This window comes from Staphylococcus sp. GDX7P312P (genome assembly GCF_008385775.1).
GTDB classification, from domain to species: domain Bacteria; phylum Bacillota; class Bacilli; order Staphylococcales; family Staphylococcaceae; genus Staphylococcus; species Staphylococcus haemolyticus.
The window spans coordinates 1-1,860 of the sequence record NZ_VUKI01000063.1 but is presented as its reverse complement, the minus strand read 5'-3'; the positions used below and the strand labels follow the sequence as shown (position 1 = coordinate 1,860).

The following is a 1,860-nucleotide window of genomic DNA, read 5'->3' as shown; positions in this document are numbered from 1 at the left end:
CTGATGTTGTGGGTTCGATTCCCATCACCCGCTCCATTATTATTGAACATTGAAAACTGAATGACAATTTGTCAACGTTAATTCCAAAAACTGTAACTTAAATGTTACAAACACTATTTAGTATTATGAGCTAATCAAACATCATAAATTTTTATGGAGAGTTTGATCCTGGCTCAGGATGAACGCTGGCGGCGTGCCTAATACATGCAAGTCGAGCGAACAGATAAGGAGCTTGCTCCTTTGACGTTAGCGGCGGACGGGTGAGTAACACGTGGGTAACCTACCTATAAGACTGGGATAACTTCGGGAAACCGGAGCTAATACCGGATAATATTTCGAACCGCATGGTTCGATAGTGAAAGATGGTTTTGCTATCACTTATAGATGGACCCGCGCCGTATTAGCTAGTTGGTAAGGTAACGGCTTACCAAGGCGACGATACGTAGCCGACCTGAGAGGGTGATCGGCCACACTGGAACTGAGACACGGTCCAGACTCCTACGGGAGGCAGCAGTAGGGAATCTTCCGCAATGGGCGAAAGCCTGACGGAGCAACGCCGCGTGAGTGATGAAGGTCTTCGGATCGTAAAACTCTGTTATTAGGGAAGAACATACGTGTAAGTAACTGTGCACGTCTTGACGGTACCTAATCAGAAAGCCACGGCTAACTACGTGCCAGCAGCCGCGGTAATACGTAGGTGGCAAGCGTTATCCGGAATTATTGGGCGTAAAGCGCGCGTAGGCGGTTTTTTAAGTCTGATGTGAAAGCCCACGGCTCAACCGTGGAGGGTCATTGGAAACTGGAAAACTTGAGTGCAGAAGAGGAAAGTGGAATTCCATGTGTAGCGGTGAAATGCGCAGAGATATGGAGGAACACCAGTGGCGAAGGCGACTTTCTGGTCTGTAACTGACGCTGATGTGCGAAAGCGTGGGGATCAAACAGGATTAGATACCCTGGTAGTCCACGCCGTAAACGATGAGTGCTAAGTGTTAGGGGGTTTCCGCCCCTTAGTGCTGCAGCTAACGCATTAAGCACTCCGCCTGGGGAGTACGACCGCAAGGTTGAAACTCAAAGGAATTGACGGGGACCCGCACAAGCGGTGGAGCATGTGGTTTAATTCGAAGCAACGCGAAGAACCTTACCAAATCTTGACATCCTTTGACAACTCTAGAGATAGAGCCTTCCCCTTCGGGGGACAAAGTGACAGGTGGTGCATGGTTGTCGTCAGCTCGTGTCGTGAGATGTTGGGTTAAGTCCCGCAACGAGCGCAACCCTTAAGCTTAGTTGCCATCATTAAGTTGGGCACTCTAAGTTGACTGCCGGTGACAAACCGGAGGAAGGTGGGGATGACGTCAAATCATCATGCCCCTTATGATTTGGGCTACACACGTGCTACAATGGACAATACAAAGGGCAGCGAAACCGCGAGGTCAAGCAAATCCCATAAAGTTGTTCTCAGTTCGGATTGTAGTCTGCAACTCGACTACATGAAGCTGGAATCGCTAGTAATCGTAGATCAGCATGCTACGGTGAATACGTTCCCGGGTCTTGTACACACCGCCCGTCACACCACGAGAGTTTGTAACACCCGAAGCCGGTGGAGTAACCATTTGGAGCTAGCCGTCGAAGGTGGGACAAATGATTGGGGTGAAGTCGTAACAAGGTAGCCGTATCGGAAGGTGCGGCTGGATCACCTCCTTTCTAAGGATATATTCGGAACATCTCGTAGAGATGAGGAATAACGTGACATATTGTATTCAGTTTTGAATGTTTAGTTTAAACATTCAACCACTAAATGAACATTGCATTCAAAATTATATTTTGATATACTATTATGATGTGATTGTTTGTTTATTGATT

The 1,860-nt window shown here is 47.6% G+C and carries 1 rRNA gene; it reads left to right on the top strand.

The annotated features are described in order from the left end of the window. Positions 1–150: 150 nt before the first annotated feature. Positions 151–1,701, top strand: a 16S ribosomal RNA gene (locus F1592_RS13165). Positions 1,702–1,860: the final 159 nt, after the last annotated feature.